This window comes from Thermodesulforhabdaceae bacterium (genome assembly GCA_037482015.1).
Taxonomy (GTDB): domain Bacteria; phylum Desulfobacterota; class Syntrophobacteria; order Syntrophobacterales; family Thermodesulforhabdaceae; genus JAOACS01.
The window spans coordinates 67,733-87,055 of the sequence record JBBFKT010000009.1; the positions used below are offsets into that span (position 1 = coordinate 67,733).

20 protein-coding genes are annotated in these 19,323 nt (G+C 47.9%); 7 read left to right on the top strand and 13 right to left on the bottom strand.

The annotated features are described in order from the left end of the window. Window positions 1-4: 4 nt before the first annotated feature. The 4 genes from WHS38_10010 to WHS38_10025 all read left to right on the top strand — a co-directional run bounded on the left by WHS38_10010 (window position 5) and on the right by WHS38_10025 (window position 3,987). A complete protein-coding gene (locus WHS38_10010; GenBank protein MEJ5301309.1) occupies window positions 5-1,270 on the top strand; it encodes a pitrilysin family protein in 1,266 nt (421 codons plus the stop codon). A gap of 47 nt (window positions 1,271-1,317) precedes the next feature. Further along, entirely contained in the window at window positions 1,318-2,103 is a 786-nt protein-coding gene (locus WHS38_10015) for an MBL fold metallo-hydrolase (GenBank protein MEJ5301310.1), read from the top strand. 13 nt (window positions 2,104-2,116) lie between these two features. Then, on the top strand, window positions 2,117-3,313 hold the full coding sequence (gene larC / locus WHS38_10020) for a nickel pincer cofactor biosynthesis protein LarC (protein MEJ5301311.1): 1,197 nt from the start codon (window positions 2,117-2,119) through the stop codon (window positions 3,311-3,313). A 335-nt stretch (window positions 3,314-3,648) separates the two neighbouring features. Further along, complete coding sequence (locus WHS38_10025) at window positions 3,649-3,987, top strand: transposase (GenBank protein MEJ5301312.1); 339 nt, start codon at window positions 3,649-3,651, stop codon at window positions 3,985-3,987. A gap of 61 nt (window positions 3,988-4,048) precedes the next feature. Here the strand turns inward: WHS38_10025 and WHS38_10030 are convergent, their stop codons facing one another. From WHS38_10030 to WHS38_10085, 12 genes are all read right to left on the bottom strand, one after another. After that, the gene (locus tag WHS38_10030; GenBank protein ID MEJ5301313.1) at window positions 4,049-4,912 is read right to left on the bottom strand and encodes a hypothetical protein; all 864 of its coding nucleotides are present in this window, start codon (window positions 4,910-4,912) and stop codon (window positions 4,049-4,051) included. Window positions 4,913-4,922: 10 nt separating this feature from the next. Further along, window positions 4,923-5,312 carry a hypothetical protein gene (locus WHS38_10035; protein ID MEJ5301314.1) on the bottom strand — a complete coding sequence of 130 codons (390 nt, stop codon included), beginning with the start codon at window positions 5,310-5,312 and terminating at the stop codon, window positions 4,923-4,925. 2 nt (window positions 5,313-5,314) lie between these two features. Then, the gene (locus tag WHS38_10040) at window positions 5,315-6,181 is read right to left on the bottom strand and encodes an RAMP superfamily CRISPR-associated protein (protein MEJ5301315.1); all 867 of its coding nucleotides are present in this window, start codon (window positions 6,179-6,181) and stop codon (window positions 5,315-5,317) included. Window positions 6,182-6,300: 119 nt separating this feature from the next. Beyond that, window positions 6,301-9,072 (bottom strand): CRISPR-associated protein Csx11, encoded by a 2,772-nt coding sequence (locus WHS38_10045; GenBank protein ID MEJ5301316.1) that lies wholly within the window; start codon window positions 9,070-9,072, stop codon window positions 6,301-6,303. Continuing rightward, window positions 9,069-10,214, bottom strand: a complete 1,146-nt coding sequence (locus tag WHS38_10050) for an RAMP superfamily CRISPR-associated protein (protein MEJ5301317.1) — start codon at window positions 10,212-10,214, stop codon at window positions 9,069-9,071. The genes WHS38_10045 and WHS38_10050 overlap by 4 nt, the downstream gene beginning before the upstream one ends. Next, window positions 10,204-11,304: a type III-B CRISPR module RAMP protein Cmr1 gene (cmr1, locus tag WHS38_10055; GenBank protein ID MEJ5301318.1), complete on the bottom strand. Its 1,101-nt coding sequence runs from the start codon at window positions 11,302-11,304 to the stop codon at window positions 10,204-10,206. The genes WHS38_10050 and cmr1 overlap by 11 nt, the downstream gene beginning before the upstream one ends. A 188-nt stretch (window positions 11,305-11,492) precedes the next feature. Further along, window positions 11,493-11,672 (bottom strand): type II toxin-antitoxin system HicA family toxin, encoded by a 180-nt coding sequence (locus WHS38_10060; GenBank protein MEJ5301319.1) that lies wholly within the window; start codon window positions 11,670-11,672, stop codon window positions 11,493-11,495. Continuing rightward, on the bottom strand, window positions 11,669-11,887 hold the full coding sequence (locus WHS38_10065) for a type II toxin-antitoxin system HicB family antitoxin (GenBank protein ID MEJ5301320.1): 219 nt from the start codon (window positions 11,885-11,887) through the stop codon (window positions 11,669-11,671). Before WHS38_10065 ends, WHS38_10060 begins: the two co-directional genes overlap by 4 nt. Window positions 11,888-12,003: 116 nt before the next feature. Then, window positions 12,004-12,621: a hypothetical protein gene (locus WHS38_10070; protein ID MEJ5301321.1), complete on the bottom strand. Its 618-nt coding sequence runs from the start codon at window positions 12,619-12,621 to the stop codon at window positions 12,004-12,006. A gap of 110 nt (window positions 12,622-12,731) precedes the next feature. Beyond that, window positions 12,732-13,118: a type II toxin-antitoxin system VapC family toxin gene (locus tag WHS38_10075; GenBank protein ID MEJ5301322.1), complete on the bottom strand. Its 387-nt coding sequence runs from the start codon at window positions 13,116-13,118 to the stop codon at window positions 12,732-12,734. After that, window positions 13,115-13,339, bottom strand: a complete 225-nt coding sequence (locus WHS38_10080) for a hypothetical protein (protein MEJ5301323.1) — start codon at window positions 13,337-13,339, stop codon at window positions 13,115-13,117. The genes WHS38_10075 and WHS38_10080 overlap by 4 nt, the downstream gene beginning before the upstream one ends. A gap of 95 nt (window positions 13,340-13,434) precedes the next feature. Then, window positions 13,435-14,049 (bottom strand): cation transporter, encoded by a 615-nt coding sequence (locus WHS38_10085; protein ID MEJ5301324.1) that lies wholly within the window; start codon window positions 14,047-14,049, stop codon window positions 13,435-13,437. 332 nt (window positions 14,050-14,381) lie between these two features. Between WHS38_10085 and WHS38_10090 the strand changes: the two genes are divergently transcribed. Continuing rightward, window positions 14,382-15,458 (top strand): integron integrase, encoded by a 1,077-nt coding sequence (locus tag WHS38_10090; protein MEJ5301325.1) that lies wholly within the window; start codon window positions 14,382-14,384, stop codon window positions 15,456-15,458. 143 nt (window positions 15,459-15,601) lie between these two features. Here the strand turns inward: WHS38_10090 and WHS38_10095 are convergent, their stop codons facing one another. Further along, complete coding sequence (locus tag WHS38_10095; GenBank protein ID MEJ5301326.1) at window positions 15,602-16,660, bottom strand: deoxyguanosinetriphosphate triphosphohydrolase; 1,059 nt, start codon at window positions 16,658-16,660, stop codon at window positions 15,602-15,604. A gap of 79 nt (window positions 16,661-16,739) precedes the next feature. Here WHS38_10095 and WHS38_10100 point away from each other — a divergent pair, with 79 nt between their 5' ends. Together WHS38_10100 and WHS38_10105 are read left to right on the top strand one after the other, a co-directional pair. Then, on the top strand, window positions 16,740-17,948 hold the full coding sequence (locus tag WHS38_10100; GenBank protein MEJ5301327.1) for an LptF/LptG family permease: 1,209 nt from the start codon (window positions 16,740-16,742) through the stop codon (window positions 17,946-17,948). Further along, complete coding sequence (locus WHS38_10105; protein ID MEJ5301328.1) at window positions 17,949-19,034, top strand: LptF/LptG family permease; 1,086 nt, start codon at window positions 17,949-17,951, stop codon at window positions 19,032-19,034. The last annotated feature ends 289 nt before the right edge of the window (window positions 19,035-19,323 follow it).

Here is a 19,323-nt window from a genome sequence, read left to right on the forward strand (position 1 = left end):
AACTATGGCGGAAAAAACGGTTCTTCCAAGCGGCATTCGTGTAGTTACAGAAAAGATTCCTTTTTCCCATGTAGTATCCGTTGGATTCTGGATCAATGCTGGTTCCAGAGATGAGGAACCAGCGAGAGAAGGAATCACCCATTTTCTAGAACACATGCTATTCAAAGGAACCAAGCGGCGAACAACTAAAGAAATTGCCAAAGAACTGGACGCTCTTGGGGGATACTCCAACGCATTCACAACCAAGGAAAATCTTTGTATATACGGCAAGGTGCTGGATAAGCACCTGCCAAGACTTATAGATGTCTTTCAGGATATTCTCCTTGAGTCTTGTTTTGATTCAGAAGAGTTAGACCGTGAGCGACAGGTTATAATTCAAGAAATCAACATGATCGAAGACTCACCCGAAGACTATATTCATACGCTCTTTTGCGAAAAATTCTGGGCAGGTCATCCCCTTGGACATCCTGTATGTGGCTATAAATCTTCGGTTCTGTCTATGAGTAGAGAAGACCTGCTAAGTTTCAAAGACAGCATAATCCATCCTGAACAGCTAGTAATAACTGCCGCAGGAAATGTGGATCATGATCAGTTCATCGGTTTGGTAGAGCCGGCTTTAGGTAATCTCAAGCCTAACGGTCAGAGTCGCACTCAAAGATCCTGCCCAAAACGCAATGTATTCCGGGAAGCTATTTTCAAAAAACTCGAACAACTCCATATTTGCATCGGCACTCAGGGTGTTTCTCTGAAGGATCCATCACGGTTCCTGGCTTACGTCTTCAATATGGTTTTGGGAAATAGTATGAGCAGTCGTCTTTTTCAAGAAGTGCGAGAAAAGCGGGGACTTGCTTATTCCATTTATTCTTTCCTTAACATTTACGAAGATACCGGAATGTTTGGTATTTACGCCGCTGTAGAACCATCCAAAGCCGATGAATTACTCCAGGTTGTTATAAATGAACTGGAAAAAATCAGAAGTAATGGAATCAGCGAAAGTGAACTCTCCAGAGCAAAGGATTGCTTTGTGGGAAGCCTTTATTTGAACATGGATGGGACAGACGCTTACATGAATCGGCTTGCAAAAAATGAAATCGTTCATGGGCGGGATATACCTCCGGAAGAAATCGAGGCTCAAATTCTGGCGATATCGCTGGATGATATGAGTCAATGGTTAAGGTCTCTACCCCTTATTGACGATCTTTCCATGCTTTTACTCGGACCTATAAGAAACAAAGATTTTGATAAATTAATTCGCCTACTGCAGTCCTGATAGGAATTTCTGGAATGGAATCAACCTGTTATAAAAAGGTTTAATTTATGGGAACACTTTGTTTCCAGGTTTTGTCAAGTGGATCATCCGGAAACGCCTGTCTCGTATGGACAAACAACACCTGTATCCTCATAGATGCAGGGCTTTCTGTTAAAGCCCTTAAAGAAAGAATGAAAACGTCATCTATAGATCCATCTCAACTTGATGCCGTTGTGGTTTCTCATGAACACTACGACCATGTGCGTGGACTCGGTCCCCTAAGCCGTATGTATAATCTGGAAGTCTATATTTCACCGGAAACATTTCAAAGCCTTCCTGCCAAGACCAACAATATTCCAAGAAAAAGGTTTTTTACGCGAGGCAAACCCTTTGAAATTGGGGACTTAACTATTCTTCCCTTTGCTCTTCCTCACGATGCTTCAGATCCCACCGGTTTTGTTATCGCCAATGGGATCACCAGACTTGCTATATGCACCGACCTTGGAACGCCTACAAACCTCGTAAAATCCTGCATCAGCAAGTGTCAGGCAATTATTCTAGAATCCAATCACGACGTTGAAATGCTCCAAAACGGTCCCTACCCTATCCACCTCAAGCAACGCATAAGAAGTCGAGTCGGTCATCTTTCAAACGATCAGGCATTAGAACTGTGCCGTGAAATTTCCCACCAGGAACTAGAAGTGCTGTGTTTGGCTCACCTTAGCAAAATTAATAATTCGAAGGATCTCGTGATGAACAACATAGTATCAACTCTTCGGAATCAACCTCAGTGGCGTTGTGTTCAGTTTTTCATTGCAGAACAGGATGAACCTCTAGCTGCCATAAAGCTTTAGGACCTTTCAGATTATGGAACAACATTCCCGAAGGTTTATTTATTGTGATTGTTTCTCTGGCGCCAGTGGGGATATGTTTCTTGGTGCATTGTTAGATTTAGGAGCGTCTCTAGATAACGTCAATGATGCTCTTGGAAATCTTTTGAACGGTGCTGTGGAAGTTGAAATCCGGAAAGAAAGGCGAGGAAGCCTCTGGGGAACGAGAGCGCTCGTAAGAATCAAAAACTCTTCTCAACAACACCACAGAACCTATCGTTCCATACAAGTTCTACTCGAGAAAAGTTCACTTCCTGACTGGGTCATATCAAAAGCAATAGAGATTTTTAGAATCATAGCCGAAGTTGAAAGCTCCATTCATAATACGTCCTTAGAAGACGTTCACTTTCACGAAGTGGGCGCTTTGGATTCAATAGCGGATATTGTGGGAAGCTTAATGGCTCTATTCAACCTTGGAATCTACGAACTAAAATCTTCACCTCTACCTATGAACACAACCGGAACAATAATGACAGAACACGGCATCATACCTCTTCCCGCACCAGCGACACTGGATATTCTAAAAGGCGTTCCGGTTTATGGAGTAGAAACAACTCGAGAACTCGTTACCCCAACTGGAGCCGCCATTCTAAGGGCTCTTTCTACACATTTTGGTCCTATTCCACCATGTAAAATCGAGCGAATTGGTTACGGCGTGGGAAGTCATCCAGCTTCTCATCCACCGAATATGTTAAGATTGCTTATAGCATCACCCACTTGCGCCAGAATAGCGGAAGAACTCGTGGTTATAGAAGCCAATATTGACGATATGCCTCCGGAATTATACGAACACGCAATGGAAAAACTTTTTACTTGCGGTGCCATGGATGTATGGTTGACTCCTATCATCATGAAGAAAAACCGACCTGCTGCAACTATTTCTGTGCTTTGCCCACCTGCTCTGAAAGACATCTTGGAAAATATTCTGTTTTTGGAAACCACGACGGCGGGAGTAAGGACTTACAGTATCTCCAGAATTGCTTTGAACCGCAGAGAAGGCTCTATCAACACCCCCTGGGGAGATGTAAAAGTGAAAGTCTTTGATGAACCAGACGGTTCGAAGCGGCTTGTGCCCGAATACGAATCATGCCGAGAGATTTCAAAACGTTACGGAATCCCGATCTTAAAAATCTATTCATACTGTTTTTCTAGATCTCCGGAAGATGTCAAATAATCGGGACAGGGGCGTTCAGTTTGATCGATCCCCTCCCACACCACCCGGCATGCGGGTCCGAACCGGGCAGTTCGAGAAGTTGAGCAGGCAGCTACTACGGCATCTGCTGACTTCTCGCTCTGGCTCTCCACCGTCACCCTTTCAGGCACATGTAGGGGCGACGCATGCGTCGCCCTAAGTAAGGACTTAAAAAAGCAGTTCTTATGGAATTTCCTGGATCAAGATTCCAGCTTTGTGTTCTTCACGCCATAAAGGGAGCTTTGAGAAAGGAAGCCCCTTCCAAACCCTCCCCGTCAAAGGGGAGGGAGAGGAAGTCCCCCCGTTGACGGGGGGATTTGGGGGGTAACAGAGCATCAAACCGGGAAGAAGCCAGGCAGGCTCTTATTGAGTTCAAGGAAAGATGGAGAAAAATATATCCTGAGGTAGTAAAAAGGTGGGAAGAGAATTTTAACAGCCTCACTACCTTTATGGATTATCCTCAGAAAATCAGGAGATTCATTTACACTACCAATCAATTGGAAAGGCTTATGAAGGAAATCAAAAGAAGAAGCAAGGTTATAGAGGTTTTTTCTGAGCCAGAGGCTGTTTACAAAGTGGTTTATCTGGGTATTACTGAATATGAACGAAAGGTACAGTCAGAAAAGCTTATCAGGATTCCGGGAAGCCATTTCTAAACTCAGGAAAGCCTCTTCCCCTGCAGACACACTTGACTAAACACTATGAACATGGGCGATCTTACGCCTTATTGTCCAGCGCTTGCCATATACCAAACTCTTTCACTTCAAAATCAAGCATTTCTCGCACTAAGCTTCCAGGGGTAAAACAGATGCCGCTAAACGAGACATGCTGACCGACATGACGACGACGGGGATTGTCTGATCGCCACTCACGGCCTACTAATGGCTCTACGTCACCGGCGACCGGCAGGTCTGCGGTCAGAGTGTGAGCTAGCAAGCGTCCATCAGCTGGCGAGTGGATAATTGGAACATCACCCCCTCCTTCAAATGTAGCTAAGCCGTCAAAAATACGTTCATCAGCAGACAGCTCAGCAATCACCAATTCGACATCTCCCCAACCATACCCGCGCTCGCCGCCCATTTGCAGCCGCTTGAGAGCCGACTGCCAATTCAAAGTACAACCATCTCTTTCAAACACATAGCCTCTTAGAAATACCGCTTCACCGGTATCTAACGTGTTAGGAGAGATGAACTCAACCTCGTGCAACGTTCCCTCCGCGGCGGATTGCTGTGGATAGGAGAGAGCGGTCCCCTGATAGCTGCTGAGAAAGCGGCGGCGAAAAGTGGTTTCGTTCTCCCACGGCCACGCCACCCGGTAGGCATCTTCCGATCTCAGTGCCGGGTAGAAATAGGTAAAGGCCAAATCCCGATGGACTTGACCTCCAATCCTCCGGTAATCTTGCAAGTTAGTCGCTGGGCCATGACCTTGGACCGCATCGCGCGTCAGGCGCATCGTCAGCGCGCCCCACAGTGCGCGGCCGGTGACGTAAGGACGGGCGCATTGCAAGTTGCCGATCTTTCCCCAACCAACGTGCATGGGGGTGCGGAGGCGAAAGATTACCTCGTAGGCCTGCCAAGTCATAATACCCTCCTCAACTGCGCGCTTTGGCCCCATAGCGGGCGTAGATCAGCATCTGTTCCAGGGTCTCTTTAACCAGCAGCAAGCGTTCCAGGTCAACTGTCACTTTGTCGCTGATATGGCGCAACACCTTCTCGGCGCTGCTATCTTCGGGTTTGCCCCAGCCAAAGTTCAGTCCAGCCAGTAAATTAAGCATCTCTTCGACCACCACGCGGCCGTTTTCCTTTTCTTTCGCAAACAGGTAGAGAAAGCAAGCATAGACACCGTTCTCCTGAAGCACGCCCAAGGCTTTGGTAACGGTATTGTCCACGTCGCTGGCCTTTTTATCCGCCGTGCTGTTAATAATCGCTTGTGCATGCTTTGCCGCCAGCCGATCCAGGTTGAGTTGTGTGGTGTTGCTCATTTTCATTTCTCCTTGCCATAGGCTTGTTCCAGAGGCTCGCCAACAATAGCCAACCGACCAAAGCCGCGCGTGCCCATGCCACCCACGCCCAGCCATTCGATCATCTGCAATCCGGCTTTCACGACCTGCAACGGACCAGACCACTGCTGATTGCCGGGCAATACGTTTCCTTTTGCGGTTTTCTTCTGACAGTGTTGAGATAGTGGCCAGGCATCACGATAATCATCCAGAACCACCTCCATCGTCAGAAAGGTGGCACGAGGCAGCGCCTCGTAGGTGAACAGGGCCTTGTCTTCCGCTGCGCCTCTCTCTGGGTCTATGGCCACCGATGTGCGAACTTCCAGGTTGCTGTTGACTACTTGACTGAAGAACGCGTCTTGTACCAGAACGATGTGGCTGGCCACTGCCTTCCAGCGTTCTTGATCCTTCCATTTGTCCGGCGCACCCACAGTAACTTTGCCGGCCACATTGACCATCAGCCAGCCCAGATTGAGCGCATTTGTCCGTTCCCAGGTTAAAAAGGCTTCGCCGAAATTGGGTTCTTGAGCAAGGTCTTGCTCGCCCTTTTTAACGCTAAAGCCGGCGTCTTTCAACCGACCCCAAGTTGTCACCCACACCGGTCCGGCCATCGAATGGACTGGAAAGAGCAGCACGTGGGCGTCAAAGACGTTGACCACGCCAGAATAGGCTGTCGTTTTTTCCTCGTCGCCACTTTTGTCTTTCTTAATATAGCCAAAGGTATAGCAGACCGGGTTTTTATCCGGTTCCTTCACTTTGTCTTGACTCTGCCCAGCGGCTTCGGGGGTCTCGTAGAGCTGGGCTGCGTAAGAGCGGGCTGGTGCCCGGGATTTTGGGAATGCGCGTGCCAGGTTCCCGCACGATGCTGTTGTCTACCCGCCCCAGACGGTAGCCGCCGGTACCGATGTGGACCGGATCGGTGGTCATAAGCAAGTAGCGTTGTCGTTTGTAGGTTGCCATCTATGCCTCCTTATTCTTTCAGGATTTCCATATGCAATTCGGCCAGGTCGGTCAACTCTCCGCGGACGCCGGCCTGGATGAGTTTTTCTTGCCATTCAGTAGGGAATTTCTGCCATTCCCACTGGGCACCGGCTAAAGTGTCGGCCACGAATTGTCGGAAGACGTCGTCTTTGGTAGACGCGCCACCGGCATCCTGCCCGTACCACATCTCGCGGGTAGCTTCGATGGTGCGGATCACCTGGTGACGTTGGGTTTTGGTCAGACGCTTCATGCAGTTCCACAGACCCTCCAGCCGGTCCAGGTCTTCCAGGTAGTAAGGTCGGGTGCGGCGGGGCCGTCGGCCTTCCTCGTCGTAATGGATTTCAAAGCGGCGGGCGGTGGTGTCGAGGAATTCGAAGTCGAAGGTGGAAGGCCAGACATAAATCACCTCCCCTTCGCGCAGATCGCCAGCGTGGACAATCCAACACGCTTCAGCCGGCCAGTCAATCTTGACTGCACGCCGCTGTGCGTCATCCACCTTCTTGTCGTCGCCTCTCGTATCCAAAAAAATGTAAGGATACCACTGGTCCTCAGTCATTCCGTCATTCATCCGCAATGGAATGCGCCACCGTATTTGATGACCGTTACGCTTGATATCCAAGGTTACTTCTGAAGACTGTCCGTTGACCGACGATTCGATCGTCCATCGTTGTGCCATCGTCCGACAATCAAGCATCGCTCGGCCGGCATCCAAAACGGCGCGGATAGGAGTTCGGCGGCTGGCGTATACAACGCCCAAGTGTATTGGTAAGCGATCACGCACTTTTCCCATCTCTCGCTCGTATTTTTCTTTAATGTTGCGTAAAACATCAAGGGATTTGTCGGCAGATACGATGATCATAAAGGTCTGCGGCTCTGCAAGGATGGGAATGAGAGTAGCATAAGCATCTTGTTGATATTCCACTTGAACAATGTGAACGCATGCAAGTAGATTTCTGTTGCTCTGCCTTGTTCCAGCGTCTGGATTCCGCAAAACAGGCCGGCAGCCATTGGCGACAAATTCTTTTTGCAAGTACTCTTCGACAAAAATAGCCGCTGTTGCCGGATCGCCGTATATCGCTGGTTCAGCACCCAACTGGTGGGCGATGTATCCGAGATTGTCGGCGCTGAGGAGATAACCGGCGGCATCGTCATTCCGGGCCGGGATCCAAACCACGCTCAGATTGGTTACACCCAGCACAAGGTCGTAAACGTGGAAAGGCCCCAAGTCCGGTACAGAGTCAAGGAAAATCTTCAGGCGACGACGGTCATCCGTCAGTTGCCATTCAATCCCATTCTGAACATCTCGCCAGAAACGACGGGTTGTCTCCCAGATGCGACGCAGGCGGCTGAAAGAAGGCGTCTTACTTGTGACGGGTTTCCCTTCCGCGTTTTCAGGGTTGTGAGGAGCGATCAACAAAAGCGAATCCAGCAGACTGCCGTCGAGCCAGTGGGTCAGATCGAATCGTCCAACAATGAGCGCCAGTCGCCCATTGGCATCGGCGACTTCGTCGGTCCAGATCGTCTTATTGGATTGCGATGTCGCCCACTTTTGCGAGCGGTCTGCGCGCCGTTCTTCGCAAATGTCGCACACATTGCGGTCGGCAGCTTTCTGGCTCGGACCTTGTGGCCGCAGACCGCAAACGGTGCAGATGTCGGCAGCTTCTTGGTGCTGCCAAAACTGTTGGATTACACCTGCATTTGCTAACGAGGCAATCTTCCGCGAGAGAAACTTGCTAATGTCTGGCAACTCGTCGTTTGAAGAATTCGGCCATTCTGGATCCTGTCCCCACCAAGGCACTTGTTCCAATCCAAGATGCGGTGTTATCTCCCCGCCAAGTTGCAGTGTTGGTTTGTTCTTTACCGTGCCCTGTTCGAACTCCTGAAGAATGAGGTCCCGCAAGCTAATTCCGTTGCCATCGGTCCGATTCAGCAAATCGGCTATGTCTGGTACGACGTAAACGCTGCCGTTCTCATCCCGATATACCTCGCTGCCCAGTGGATAGGTTACTTCCAGAAGATTGCGCACCCGATCCAGGCTATCTGAGATAATCTCTTGCCTGGTGAGCAGGTCGGGTATACGCGCCACGCTGAGCAGATAGTTCAGTCCATTGACGCGGACACCAAGCAAACGCCAGCGCAAGTCCCCCGCATTTGGGGGACTTCCGGTTAGCAACGCCCCGGCCAGTGCCGACTTGTACAGCGCTCCCACCAGCAAGCCCCAGCTCCACAAATCCACTTCGTTGATGGGCCGGCGCGTGTCAGCAATAGTTTGTGAGAAAAGGTCCTCGATAGCGTGGCGCAACGAATTCCTCTTGTCGGCAGAGTAGGAAGATAACTTATCCCAAGGCAGGCCCCAGAGCTTTTCTGTCAAGCCGTTAAATACGTTGTTCTCAAAGCCAAACGGCGTGCTCCTCTGGATATGAGGGTAATTTTGTTTCCCGCCTACGGGTTCCTGTTTATCAAAGTGAGCTGTTTTATGACAACGGGACAGGTACTGGCCCAACACGTCCTTATTCCAGGTTCGATCGTCGAGCAAATCTGTGACAGCGCAGGTGATGCCGAGCAGTTGTACATTGGTATTGGAAAGTTGAGGATAGCGGTTGCCAAGTTCATTCCGAGCTAGAGCCTGTTGCCCACTCAGATTGGATGCTTGTGTTTTGAGATGCTCATCCGAACATTTGCGATAATCGTGCAGCAAGCCGATGGCCTCGGCTAATAATAGGGCCTCGCGGTGTTGCTGCAGGATATCGAGTTGATTCACGATTCACCTCCCTCCCGCAATTGGGCCGCCACGCGCTGCGCCAGGTCTTTTAGTTCACTGAGCCTGTTGAAGGTATATTCCGTCACTGCGGGCGCTTCAGGTTGCTCCTGTTCCAAAGCGGGTTCCGATTCCGATGAAGGTCCGCCGCTTTCCCAATGGACTCTGCCCTCTTTCTCCCACCAATTTTTGGCTTTCTCGTAAAGCTGCCTGTCTTTCTTCTTGTACTGCTTCCCTTGCCTTTCAATCCAAAGCCGATATTCCTCTTCTGATTTCAAAGTTCCATCTTCTCGACGCAGGTCAGGAATGAGTCGGGTGGGTGACTCCAGGTAGCGGGGCAGGTCGGGTGGCTGTGGCTCCGGCGGAGCGACAGCGGGAGCACCCTCCCCGGCCAATTTGACTCGGAGGGCAAGTTTACCCTTCCCGGCCAATTGGTCTTCTGCCATACCGAACCCGCTGCTGGTTTTGGCCCCAAAGCCATAGGTAGTGAGCATAGCCCGGATACCTTTTGCCAGCACTTGTAAATCCTCGGCTACCTCGGTGCGTCTTTCATCCTCACCTTGCTCAATCGGGCCGAAAGGCACATACAACAATACGAACTCACCAGCAGTTCTCTGGGGCACACACTCCATAAAAATCGGTCCGCGCGCTCCCACGCCGGTTTGCCGGTCGTGCGGGTTGATGACTTCCAGACCTATCTTGTCGAAAAAAGTGGGGAAGAAGTAGAGACGGCCGGCTTGATGTTCGTCACCGCCACGCGGATTACCCAGCAGACGAATCGTCACTTCGTTGTCTTCTTTGTAACCCAAGTGCCACAGCGCCGCCCGCAACGCGCCTTTCCAACTTGTAGCGACAACCATCGGTGTCTGGAAGACTTTCTCCTTACGCAGAGGGTTGTCGAGCAAGTGAAAATCGCACTCGTCTTTGCTGATGTAGGGCTTTTGTAATCGGAACGGAATACGTAATACAAAACTGAGTGCTGGCAGATGCAGCATTGTGGACAAGTCAGGCAAAAAGGGGAATTTATAAAACAATTGTGATGGCGGAGCCAGTTCTTTTTGCCACCTCTTCCAATGCCTTCCCTTATCTTTATCTGCCATGGCTGTCTGTAGCCAATCTAAGGTAGTTATGAATTCACACTGCATCGTCTTCCTCCTCAATCGCCAACAGGTCTCGTAGAAACGCCTGAGCATCGCCGTTGTTCGGCCTGACGGTATCCCTGGTCGAGTTCATCTCACGCCAGACCTGCAAGCCGTAGTTCGTGTGCAAGTGCTGATGAATGGAATCAACAACTGCGTTCCGATTCCATGAACCTCGATAAACGTTCGCTTCTTCTGGAATCCAACCCCAGACGCGCATCTCCCGGTCGCCGTTGTATGGGTGTGACATTTTGACCTTGGCGGCAATCCGTTCATCTTCGACCGTGCCCATGATGAAATGACGCAGATCCTTGTCATTTGCAAACAGTCGGCGCAAGTCATACTTCAAGTTGAAGGTATCCTGTTTGCTGAAGGACTCCACTTCTTTTTGAGGCGAGATCCGCGCCAGGAAGATATTTTTTAAAGAGGGTAAGTCGGTGTAGGTATTGCTGCCGGCTATACATTCGAGCCATTTAAAGAGCGGCCGTGTGTCAATTCGACCGTTCGCCAGTTCAATCACACCAAACCCCATTTGAGGCCTGGCGCCAAGAGCGGCCCAATCGGCGATAAACTGAACTAGGCCAGCAATGATTTCGGCAGAGCAGCCTGAATACAGACCGTGAATCTCGACACTGAAAAGACCTTGCTTCGGCGTGTTAGCCTTTGGCTTGCCCGACTGAGTTGGATCACGAAAGTACCAAGTCGGCGTGCGTTGTTTCCCTTTTTCGTCTGTATACTGACGATTGTTTAAAGAAATGGTGTGATCAATCTGGGCATCAGAGACCTCTGTTTCCACGATTGTCAGGCGAAAGCGCCGCCGCCAGCCGGTGGCGCCAAACAGCTGGCACACATCGCACAGGCCGGCATCGCGCAGACGCTGGTGCTTATCGGCTGCCCGGCTCTTCTTATATTTCTCAGCATCAAATCCACACATACCTTGGCTCGGATCGCACGCCCATCCACCCAATCCGCGCACGAGCGCTTCGCACCACCAGCGCAGGCTGCCAAGGATGCCGGTTTCGTGGATGCGGTCAACTTTGCCCGCTTCCACGCCGCCTGTCCACAAGGGGGTCAGTGTTTTGATTTCTAGCTTCATTTTCACCTCCAAATGGTGAGGCCCATCGGTACATTTTTGCGGACTTCAAGTGGCAAGCTATTCGACTCAAGCTAGCGACTACCTGTTCGTATGTCAAAGTGGGGCTTGGTGCACCCAATGCCCAAGCTCACCTGCCGCTATGGAGCGCAAGCGGAACAGCGGTCAGATGGAACGATTTGTTAGGCCACTTATTCTGCATTTAGGTTTTTCAATATTTTCTTTGCTAAAGGCTCTTTGATTTCATTATCTCGAGGAACCGCTTCAACAACCCCGGTTTTTGGATTAATCCATAGTGAGTGTGACGTACCTTCTCTTTTTAGATAACAACCGGCTATTCGCAATTTTCTTTCTAACTCTTTACGTTTCATGCAATTACAATCTTTTCCAGGATTGCATCTTCAGGTAACCCTCGAAGAATATCCTCTGTTCGATCCTGGAGAATAAGTTCAATAGCCTGACGTAAACTCTCTTTTGCCTCTTCTATTGTTTCTCCCTGTCCATTGGCACCTGGTACTTCAGGACAAATCGCCCAATACCCACCTTCGGGTGCAGGCTCTATAATTGCCGTAAATTCACCTTTCATGTCATACCTCCAATTTGTATTGACCCAACGGCACCAAGCTCAGCCGCTGCAACCGAGCGAAGCGAGGGAGCAGTCGGCTGGAACCGCTTGTTGGGCGGCGCTTCTTTATTGTGAAGTTACACCCATCCTTTGGTGTACTTGGCATAGTTGTATTCATCAATCAATTTGAGAAGGGTTTTGCCTGTATCTTGCCCATCTATTGCTGGCTGAAGAGTTGCGGCTATCTGTTTGCAAAGTTTCATAAATGCCAAATACCTTGCCGAAGGATCATATGAGTAATAGCATCCATACGCACGAGCAATCTTGTCATCCCATAAGGGGAAGTAATCTGGTGCAAGTAAATGCAACGCTTTGGCAGTGGCTACGGGACTTTGTGTGCCTGCTTTACTACCATCCGAGATTTCCAGAGCAGTGAGAAATTCTTCGAACAGGTGGCTTATCTCCCTGTCATCCTTTGAGGAATAACCCAGAATGCTTCTTTTGCTGTATTTTTCGAGCAAGGACATATTGTTTGTTATGCACTGTTCAAGTCTGTCAAAATCAAAAGAGCCATACCGATATAATGCTTGATTCCAAGTGAGCAATAGTACGCCTAGACTATCCGCCATTTCAGCAGGCTTGCCCCAAAAGTGAGCGACAAGAAAAGAGGCGGTCTTGTACATTGCGTCCCGCTTCTCTCGGCGCTGAAATTCTTGGTAGCCTTGTCTCAACTCGTCGGGTGAAGGAATTTTCATAGCAAAATCGTCCAACGTCGTTCAGTAGCAAGCCGCCTAACGAGCGGCGCTTCAGCCGCCGCCGAAGGCGGTCGGCTGGAAGCGCAGGTTAGCCAGCGCCCTATTCATCATTACCAAACGACTTGCACGACATACTTGGCAATGTTTGGGTCTGCACTCACAAGAGCTGCTTCTTCGACGATAGCCTGAGCAATCAGCAATCGGTCAAAGGGGTCTTTGTGATGAGCAGGCAAATTCTCCAAGGTCAGCGCGTGTTCTAGAGTAACAGGCAGAATCTCAATGTTGTTGGTTCGCCTTTGACTTTCGACAATTTCTCTCAAGGGTAAAGCCAGTCGAAGTTTGCCCAACTGGAGTTTGATTTGCATTTCCCACACGCTAACTACGCTGAGGAGCAAAACATTCTGACGATCTTGGCAGAGCGCTAAAGCTTGGGGCGAAAGTTTAGCGGGTTCACTGTCCCACCAGATAAACGTATGCGTGTCCAGGAGCAATTTCATGCGCTGCCCGTCCAGAACTCGTCAGGTAAGGGTTCATCAAAGTCGAAACTCGTCCAAATGGCCCCTGCATGTAAACCCGCCACACGAGAAGCTATAGGCACAAGACGGGCAACGGGTTTGGCTCCATCGGTGAGGACCCACTCTACCCCTAAGGCGATTTGAGCAATCAACTCTTGTAATCGCGCCTGGGCTTCCTTTACATCTATTTGTTTGGTCAACATGAGCCTTTCTCCTTTGAACCGTTTGGTGATCACGTTGCGCTGGCTAACGCCTGAATTAAGCCGCGCCGCGAAGCGGCGTCGGCTTGAATGAATTGTTAGGTGCGCTCACCGCCATCTGTGGACGCCGCTTTTGCCTCACGAAGTATGGCAAGGCCGCCCCTGACCACCAACGCCGAGATCAGCAGGCCAATAACCAGATCTGGTATGTGTGAGGCCGTTACCGCCACCAAGATGCCGGAAAGAATGACCCCGAGGTTAGCCAGCATGTCATTGGTTGAAAATATCCATGAAGCGCGCATGTGAACCTCACCCTTGCGGTGCTTTGTGAGCAAAGCAAGGCAAGTGAGATTTGCAACAAGTGCAAGACTGCCGAAGCTGAGCATAAGAACGCTCTCTGGCTCGCTGCCGAGCAAGAAGCGGCGGCAGACCTCAGCGAGAACTCCGAGACCTAACAGGATTTGAACGAAGCCGCTGGTGCGGGCGGCGCGGGCCTTGAGCGAGAGAGCACGACCAACGGCGTACAAGCTGATGCCATAGACAAAGGCATCCGCAAGCATGTCCAGCGAGTCTGCGAGCAGTCCGGTCGACTCTGCGACCAAGCCAGCCGCGAACTCAACAGCGAACATGACCGCGTTGATGCCGAGAAGAATTCGGAGAACCCTCAACTCTGCTTTTGTCTTGGCTTCAAACTCGCAGCCGCAGTCTGCCATGTGCGCACCTAACATTATTTTTTAAATTTATTCTATCTACAACCAAAATCTTATAGCGGCACAAAGAAAAAATCCACATATTTTTAATAACATCGTTGCTTTTTTCGGAAATTGGAGACATAAATATTTTTTCAATATTATTATGCGGAATTTGATTAATTTGGGAATTTGTTATGCTGAAAAACTTTGAAACCTTTTTGAACAAGAAAGGAAGCTTAAAGCCCCGATACATTCCCTACTATTTGAAGTGGGTTTCGGATTGTTACCATTTCTTAAATCAACCTCTTTCAACCAGATTGAACAGCGACCAGAAAAAGCAGTTCCTATCGCATATGGAAAAGAAATATGAAGAATGGCAGGTCAATCAGGCGGATACAGCTTTAAGATTATACGATTATTTTCTCTCACAAACTTCATTGCCAAAGACGGGAGACATGTCTCCCGACAAAGAGAGTTGGCGCTCCCTTGAAGAGAAAATGCGCGAGGCTTTGAGGTTGCGACATAGATCTCTGAGCACTGAGAAAACTTACCTTCTCTGGTTAAGAAATTTTGGAAACTTTGTGAATGGTAAGAGTCCCGATCAACTCGAAGGGAGAGATTTGCAGGATTTTCTGAGCCACCTCGCGGTAGAAAAGAAAGTTTCCCCTTCGACCCAGAATCAGGCTCTCAATGCCATCGTATTTCTCTACCGCCATGTTCTGGATAAAAATATCGAACCGGTTTTAAGCGCTGTCCGTGCCAAACAGAAAAGACATCTGCCGGTAGTTCTTACGACAAGAGAAGTCCAAAGCATATTTGACCAGATGTCTGGCACAACGAAGCTGATGGCGATGTTGATATATGGGGCAGGTTTAAGACTTCAAGAATGTTTGCAGTTGAGGGTAAAAGACATCGATCTTGAACAAAGTACAATCATCATCAGATCAGGAAAAGGAGATAAGGATCGAAGAACTGTTCTTCCTGAGGCGTTAAAGAATGACCTTATTCACCACCTTTCAGAAATAAGGTCGTTCTATGATCAGGATAGGAAAAACGAAATAGCAGGGGTATGGCTTCCAGGTGCCTTAGATAAGAAATATCCAAATGCCGGAAAGGAATGGGGATGGTTCTGGCTCTTTCCGGCAAAATCACTTTCGGTCGATCCCAGAAGCAATACTGTAAGAAGACACCACGTTCATCCCGCCTCGCTTCAAAAAGCGTTCAAAACCGCTGTGATGAAGGCTGGAATCACAAAGCAGGCCTCTGTCCATACCCTGAGACACAGTTTTGCGACCCATCTTCTCGAAAAAGGCTACGACATTCGAACCATTCAAGAACTTCTCGGCCATCGAAGTCTTCAGACTACCATGATCTATACCCACGTGGCGACTAAGAACGTGCTTGGTGTCCGAAGTCCGCTGGATAAGTAAATCCGCAGGCAGGATGTTCCATTATGAAAGGGTGGAATGATCTACTCGATAATATAAGAGGAATAGATTGGATTATGCCCCCAGAACATGGCAACTGCGAGGATTACCTTCATGATCTTTTTCAAACCCTCTCAGTAAAGCAATCACTTTTTCATCCAAGGACGAGGAATAAAAAGATTAAGGTAAAGATCCAGCGCATAGCGATCGGTCATGCCGGCAATATAGTCACAAACCCGTATATGCCTTGGCACATCACTACCATTAAGGAGCCCAATTTCCTGAAGGAAGAGTTCATCTTGATTCATGAAAGCATTGAATAGATCTTCGATGATCTTTCGAGCTTTGTCCACCTGTCTTATAAGTGGCGGGGATTCATAGACTCGCTCAAACAGAAATTCTCTTAAATCGTTTACCACCCTGATCATTCTAGGGCTGAAGGAGACATCATCGAGTTCCATTTCCATGGTGTAATCAATCACATCAAGAACAAGGTGATGAATGCGCTGGCTGTGACGATTACCAAGGATTCGGCGGATATCTGCAGGAATATCTTTATCGTTCAAGAGACCTGCTCGGGTAGCATCATCAAGGTCATGACTTAGATATGCGATAATGTCAGCGAGTCTAACCACTCGTCCTTCCAGTGTTTCAGCCTTATCACTCACCTCTCCCACGATGGATCCACTTTTTCCTTTGGAATGATGGAGTATGCCATCACGGACTTCCCAGGTAAGATTCAGTCCCATGCCGCCTTTTTCAAGCACGTCCACTACTCGAAGGCTCTGTTCGTGATGCCTGAATCCCCCAGGCATAAGCTCATCCAAAACCTTCTCCCCACCGTGACCAAAGGGCGTATGCCCCAGATCGTGAGCAAGTGATATGGCTTCAATTAGATCCTCATTGAGCCGAAGGGCTCTGCCAATAGTACGAGCGATTTGGGAAACTTCAAGTGTATGAGTTAGCCGAGTGCGGTAGTGATCGCCTGTGGGGGCAATAAATACCTGGGTTTTATGTTTAAGTCGCCTGAAAGATTTACTGTGAACGATGCGATCTCGATCCCTCTGGAAAGCCGTCCTGACAGGGCATTCTTCCTCAGGGCGGGATCTCCCCCTGGATTCTCGAGCTCGCTTTGCTTTTGGATGCAAAAAAACTTCTTCTCTGTCTTCTATGATTTCCCTGATAATTCGGTCTCGATTAATCATTGCTTTTCAATTCTCCTTTAGAATAAAAGACAAACGGAAGATCGTGAATAAAACTTCCAATAAAGGATCGGCGGTAAATATGCGCATTTTGGAACGGTATCTTCTCAAAGAACTTATCATCCCTTACGGATTCACATTACTTGTTTCGCTTTTTTTGCTTACAATTGGTAGAATAATTCAAATAGCCAAATATCTTTTCCAGACATCGGTTACATTAAAAGATATTGCGGAACTCATTATCCTTGCTACTCCTCGCCTACTTACATACGCTCTTCCACTTACAAGTGCAGTCAGTATTGCTGTCGCTCTAAATCGATTGTCATCCTGTAATGAACTCATAGCCATTGAAGGAAGTGGTATCCCTATACGAAATCTTTCAAAACCATTCTGGCTATTTACAGCCTTCAATGTCCTTATAGCTATGGTTATAACTCTCACCATCCTTCATCACGCTAACACTCTATTTAGAGAGAAAATTGCAAACATAGGCAAATCAAGTGTCATGGTCATTTTCCAGGAAGGTATATTCATAGACTCACTTCCAGGATTTATACTGTATTTCCAAAAGGTATCACCCAGAAATTTTAGCGCCGAAGGGGTCTATATGGAAGATCTTCGAGATAAGAATACAAACATTACAATAGTAGCCCAAAAAGCTTTACTCAATTACGATCAAGACCAAGGCGCTATTGTTTTAGACCTACAGAAAGGAACTATTATCAGAATTTCCAGGCATGAGTCGGGTCAGGTAGTTGAATTTGAACAATACAGTTTGACGATTTCTGTTGGAGAGATTTTTAGAGAACTCTCAAAGGCGAGTTCTACAAAATGGGAAATGAATATGAAGGAACTATGGAATGCATCTCACACGGCAAGAACTAGGGAAGAACGCAGTCGGTATGGAATTGAATTTCACACACGTATAGTGATGCCCTTTCTCTCTATTATTCTGGGTATGATGATGGTTCCTTTTTTCAAAATTAGAGAGCTTGACAGATTTTCATCCAGAGCTTCCGCTTTTAAGGTTTTGATCGCATTTGGACTATTTTTGCTGTTCTATCTTATGATAACTCTTGGGAAAGGATTGGCGGAAAACGGGGTTATAAGCCCGGCCATGGCTGTTTATGGACCTGCTGGTATTTTCCTTTCATGGTTTGTTTACCTGTGGAAAAGGGGGCATCAACGAGTTAAACACGAAAGAGGGTTAGGATCTATATCAGACGGTCAAATTATTACATCTGCTGATGACGAAATACTTCATTCTAAGCATGCTAAAAGGAAGCCTTGAATGAAGATAATCTATGGTTACATTCTGCGGGTTTTTGGAAAGTTTTTGTTCATTGTCATGGTTTCAGCCCTAACCCTTTTTATTGCGGTGGATTTTTCCGAAAAATTTGACGACCTCATGGAAGCGTCGGTTTCATGGCTCGATATTACCAAATACTTTGCTTGTAAAATTCCTTCGATAATTAAGGATGTTACAATCCCTGTTGTTGCTGTTGGCACGCTTGTCGCCTATGAAGTTCTTACTCATCGTCGCGAGATATTAGCTATTCACGCATCGGGCATTTCTCCTCGCCGCTACGTAAAAACTATCATTCTAGTCAGTTTAGTGATATCGATTGGCTATCTGGGATTCATTGACACTGTGGAACGTCCATTAAGGATCCAGGCGAAAACATTTTGGTCAGAACGCATTAAAAAACTTTCTGATCAAGCTCTCACCTTCAAGCAAATTAAGAAAGGGGAAATATGGTATGCTACACGGCATATAATTTGCCACATCATGTATTATGATCCTAACAGTAAGAGTTTTCATGGAGTTTCCATAAGCCTTGTTGACGACGATTTTAAAATCCGCCGAAAGATCAATACAGCCGTTATGACATGGGGCGGCAACCAATGGATTGCCGAGAATGCAACCATTATAGATTTTGAAAAAGAAGGGGCAAGCTTAAAAAAGGTTGCCAGCCTTCCAATAGAAATTCAGGAAACACCTGCTGATCTTTCAATTTTCCAGACCCCCATGGAGGATCTCTCTATAAGAGACATTATTCATGTAATCTCTCTTATGCACAGAGAAGGTGTAAACTTTCAGTCTTATCTGATGGAATTGATGTTACGGCTAGCTAACGCTTTAGCCATCGTCGTTTCTGTCGCTCTGGCTATTGCCATTCTCGCCAGGTATTCTAGATGCTCACTACGAAGCGAAGTAAAATCTGGGGTTTATGCTATAATCGGATTCGGTCTTTTTTTTGGATTATTTCAATTAGGAGTAGGCCTTGCCGCGTCTAGCTCGGTTCCTATGTTTTTAGGGGTATGGGGAGGCCATATTGCGGCAGTAGCCATAGCTCTTTTGTTACTGTCAAAGTAATTTATCCGAAATTGCCTTAGAAATTTTCATTTGTTCAAAGAATCATGTTTTGGCATTTAAATTTGCCGGGTTAAGCTAAAAGTGTTTATACAACATCGTATTCATCTTTTAGCTCCCCTGTTGGTAGAACAACTATTTAGGATATGCGAAAGACAGTTGAGCGTCTCTCTGATAGTTTTCTAAGACAGTCAGGCAGTCTTATATAAAAAATATGGCTCATGTACAAACCTGGTGCAATAGAGTATACTATACTGGACTTTTTTCTTGGAGTTTATGTATGGAGTTCCCG